This is a genomic window from Roseofilum sp. SBFL (genome assembly GCF_017746885.1).
Lineage (GTDB): Bacteria > Cyanobacteriota > Cyanobacteriia > Cyanobacteriales > Desertifilaceae > Roseofilum.
On record NZ_JAGHZH010000038.1, the window covers coordinates 1 to 4006 of the forward strand.

Annotated in this window: 5 protein-coding genes; 2 read left to right on the forward strand and 3 right to left on the reverse strand. The window is 44.1% G+C overall.

The genetic code is table 11. From position 1 onward, the window contains the following. Nucleotides 1-748: NB-ARC domain-containing protein (locus tag J7545_RS03955; protein ID WP_318719163.1), on the reverse strand; the 748-nt coding region annotated here is incomplete at its 3' end. Nucleotides 749-1068: 320 nt separating this feature from the next. Here J7545_RS03955 and J7545_RS03960 point away from each other — a divergent pair. Next, the gene (locus tag J7545_RS03960) at nt 1069-1287 is read left to right on the forward strand and encodes a hypothetical protein (RefSeq protein WP_318698917.1); all 219 of its coding nucleotides are present in this window, start codon (nt 1069-1071) and stop codon (nt 1285-1287) included. A gap of 161 nt (nt 1288-1448) precedes the next feature. Here the strand turns inward: J7545_RS03960 and J7545_RS03965 are convergent, their stop codons facing one another. Continuing rightward, entirely contained in the window at nt 1449-1691 is a 243-nt protein-coding gene (locus J7545_RS03965; protein ID WP_318698916.1) for a hypothetical protein, read from the reverse strand. Nucleotides 1692-1876: 185 nt separating this feature from the next. Here J7545_RS03965 and J7545_RS03970 point away from each other — a divergent pair, with 185 nt between their 5' ends. Continuing rightward, the gene (locus J7545_RS03970) at nt 1877-2836 is read left to right on the forward strand and encodes a 3'(2'),5'-bisphosphate nucleotidase (RefSeq protein WP_413038548.1); all 960 of its coding nucleotides are present in this window, start codon (nt 1877-1879) and stop codon (nt 2834-2836) included. 163 nt (nt 2837-2999) lie between these two features. Here the strand turns inward: J7545_RS03970 and J7545_RS03975 are convergent, their stop codons facing one another. Further along, nucleotides 3000-3437 carry an Hsp20/alpha crystallin family protein gene (locus tag J7545_RS03975; RefSeq protein WP_318719164.1) on the reverse strand — a complete coding sequence of 146 codons (438 nt, stop codon included), beginning with the start codon at nt 3435-3437 and terminating at the stop codon, nt 3000-3002. Between the last annotated feature and the right edge of the window lie 569 nt (nt 3438-4006).

Consider the following 4006-nt stretch of genomic DNA (forward strand, 5'->3'; position numbering starts at 1 on the left):
GATGGGGTAAAGTTCTGATTTTCCGGAAGAAGGATTTATACGGTTCGTAACCGGGTTTATATTTTCCTGCCAGTTCTCCAGGACAACATAAGTTGTGGATGTCATCCAATATAATCAAGCAGCGATGTTTTTGTAAATATTGAATTAGGGGTAATTCTTTTTTCTTCTGAGCAGAAGCGTCTTCAGGTTGAGGAGAACAGAAGACTTGGATGAAGTCGGCTTCTAAGTCAGCAAACGGGGGAGCATGTTCGAGACTGCGCCAAATCACAGATTCAAATTCAGATTGGATCTGTTCGACGAGTTGCAGTGCCAGTTGCGTTTTACCAATGCCACTGATACCCATGAGTGAGATGATACGACATTGGTCTTCTAAGATCCAGGTTTTGAGCGTGTTGAGTTCAGAGGCGCGATCGTAGAAAGTACCCAATTCTGGCATTTCACTTAAATCATGACGTTGAGAGTTAGATTTTGGTGGGACACCTGGATTATCCTTTTCTACTCCAGCATAAATAACAGAGTCTATCTGTTGTATACAATCGCTGGAGCATATCGATACTTGAAGTTTTTCCAATTCAGAACGCAAATTTGATTTACTGATCTTGTCTCCTAATTCTTCTGAAATAACTTTCCATAATTCCGATCCTACTTCTCTCAGATGGCTATCAGAGCATTCAACTTCTTTAGCGATTTCTTTGTATGTCTGACGTTGTAGAGTGCCTCGCAGTACAGCTTTCTCTAGATCGTCCATGTGCCTACCTCTGTTTGTAAACACAATCTGGTCAACAGCTCTCTCAGCAAATTGTAACATTTTCTCAATATCCATGAGAGTCTATTAAGGGAATGTTTGGTATAGCATATCACTTTTTGTGAGGCTTGGGGAACATTTCCATACATTTTCCTACAAAAAGGGTTTCATGTAGCCAGTTTTTAGGTGCAAAATAGCACTTTTTGAAGGTGGACAAATCCAGAGTGCTTAAGACATAGTAAGAGTATAGCTTGCAGCGCTGCGTTTCATCATGGCTTCAATTTTATTGAAGTTATATAAATTGACAAACTGGAGGTAAAACTATGAGCAAAAAAGAAAGAGGTTTTTGGGCAGAACTTGGACTGTATACAGCAAAAGTTGGTGCTGGTGCGGTAGTCACTGGAGTAGTTGCAACTACTCTTGGAGGTATTGTTGGTGGGCCCGCAGGAGCAGTTGTTGGTGCAAAGCTAGGTGCTATGGCTGGCGGAGCTGCTGCTGGAGCGAGTGGAGATGGTGGAGATGGTGGTGGTGATGTTGGTTGAGTTAAGTTTACAGTATATGCTGTGAAAACAGAATAACAAAACCTGTTCTTTGCTATCAAAGCATGTAGGGGCGAACGGCCGTTCGCCCCTACAGATTTTGTAAATAGAGATTAAACCTTTGATGAAGTCGCTAATTGCACAGGTATCAAGGAGATATTTCATTAAAATAGCTCCTGTTCATGAGGGGGAATGAGTTCATCCCGATAGGACTCGAAAGCGGGAAAATCAGGGACTCCTTGATAAGATAAGATCGCTTCTGGCCATTGGGAAGTTGAAATGGGTGGCGCTTGCATTGTGTGGCGTAATACTTGCAGAATCAATGTGGATAGAGAAATATTGGATTGCTCCGCTTGACGGATGAGGTCTTGTTGGAGGTCTGGCGGTAAGTTGATTGTAATTTGCATCGATGAATTTTCCTCAGTTTATCCCTCTTGAGCTGATATTTTATCACATCCTATTGCCCAGAAATTGGGTTATGCTCATCAGAAAGAATAACCCCGATCGCCCCTCGGATGTAGTGACACTAGCCCATCCTCTTGCGAAGATAGAAACGATATCTTCGAGAAATGACAACTTATTTAAGGCAACTATGTCCTACGATCGCGAAAAACAGGTAGCCATGGAAGCGGCCATCTTAGCCGCCAAACTCTGTCAGCAGGTACGCCAAGACATTCCAGAGGCGATCGAAAAACACGATAAAAGTCCCGTAACCGTCGCAGATTACGGCTCTCAGGCTATTATTTGCAAAGCCCTCAGAGAAACCTTTCCCAACGATCCCATCGTCGGAGAAGAAGACGCAACCGAGCTACGTAAACCGGAAATGGCCGATACCCTCAACAAAATGCTCGGTTATGTGCAAAACATCATCCCCGATGCCACCGCCGACCAAGTAACCGACTGGATCGATCGCGGAAATGGCTCCGTATCCCCCCGATATTGGACACTAGACCCTATTGACGGCACAAAAGGCTTTTTACGTCAAGATCAGTATGCTGTGGCTCTAGCGCTCATTGAAGACGGGGATATCAAGGTCGGGGTTTTAGCCTGTCCCGCCATGCCCGTCGAAGGCTCAGAACCCGGTATGCTCTACATTGCCGTGCGTGGAGAAGGGGCACAAATGAGACCCTTAGCAGGGGGAGAATTACAAACGATCCATGTAGTGAGTCCTGATGATACAGAAAACATGCGCTTTGTCGAAAGCGTAGAAGCCGCTCACGGGGACCAATCTCGGCAAAATGCCATGGCTCAAGCTGTCGGTATTACTACTCCATCCGTGCGCGTGGACTCCCAAGCCAAATATGGCATTGTTGCATCTGGAAAAGCTGCCCTCTACCTGCGCTTACCCTCTCCCAAATATCCCGATTATCGCGAAAATATTTGGGATCATGCGGCTGGTGCAATCGTCGTAGAAGAAGCCGGAGGTAAAGTTACCGATATGCATGGACAACCCCTCAATTTTGCTGATGGGCAGAAAATGATGAATAATCGGGGCGTTGTTGTCAGTAATGGCGTGTTGCACGAGAAGATTATCGACGTTTTGAAGAGTTAATTTCCTCAAGGGACGAGTTCACTCAGATCTGGCAAGGAAAACCAAAGATCTCGTGAACCCGCCCCTAAATCTTAGTGATATAGCAGTGAACTCGTTAAGTTAGGACGGTTAAGTTATGGTTTGAGGTAAAGGATTTCCAGCCCCTTGCCTAGCCCAAATTACCTTAACCCACTTTCACTTTAACCACCTTGTGTTGCTCTTCTTCAACCTTCGGTAACGTCAAGTGCAAAATCCCCTCCTTATATTCCGCTTCTACATTATTATTTTGAATGCGGTTCGGTAAAGGAATAACCCTTTGGAACTGACCATAGCGAAACTCAGAGCGAGTTACGCCTTTCTCTTCAGTGGTTCTTTCGCTGCGCCGTTCGCCAGAAATAGAAACCGCTTCAGCCGTTACTTGAATATCGAGATCGTCCGGTTTCATTCCCGGAACTTCTAATTTAATTTCAAATGCTTCAGGGGTTTCATGAAGTTCAGCCGCTGGCAAGAAATTCCCTGGATTAGAGGGGACTTCTTTGGGCACTAAATCATCAAACAAGCGATTCATTTGGCGTTGTAAGGTATCGATTTCTCGGAAAGGTTCCCAACGAACTAAAGGCATACTGTTAATCTCCTAAACAAGTTACTTGGGTTTGATGAATTCAATCTAACAAACTGGCGCGAACTGTCAGGTTCGGTTTTTCTCCATTAGTTGAGGTAAGTCTCCGAACTTTCTAACGGAGAGCAAGAAAAAACCGATTCCTAAACTTAGGAACCGGCTTAAACATCAAGAGAATTCTAGAAAATAGCATAACCCTCATGGAGGAATAAAAGAACCCTTGGGTTACTTCTTTTCAAGGGGGCTTACTCTTAGGCTAGCGAATACAATTAAGCGTCTCAGTTCGGTTCTCTGCTAAACGGCGATCGCAATCTCCGCACTTTCGATTAGACTGTACAGAAATCACTGGTCAAAATTCCCGATCGAGATAGTTTTAAGATTTGCTCCTGCGCTCCTTCATCATTCTTCCGTTTCTGGTTCAAATCTTTACTGCTCTTTATTGGCGATCCGATTGTCAATGATTATCTGCACTGCTATTAATTTTTAACTATTAATTTTTAAATGGTTAATTGCTCCTTCACCGATTACCATGAGTCTTGCAGACTTTATTGCCCTTTCCCCTATGATTGAAC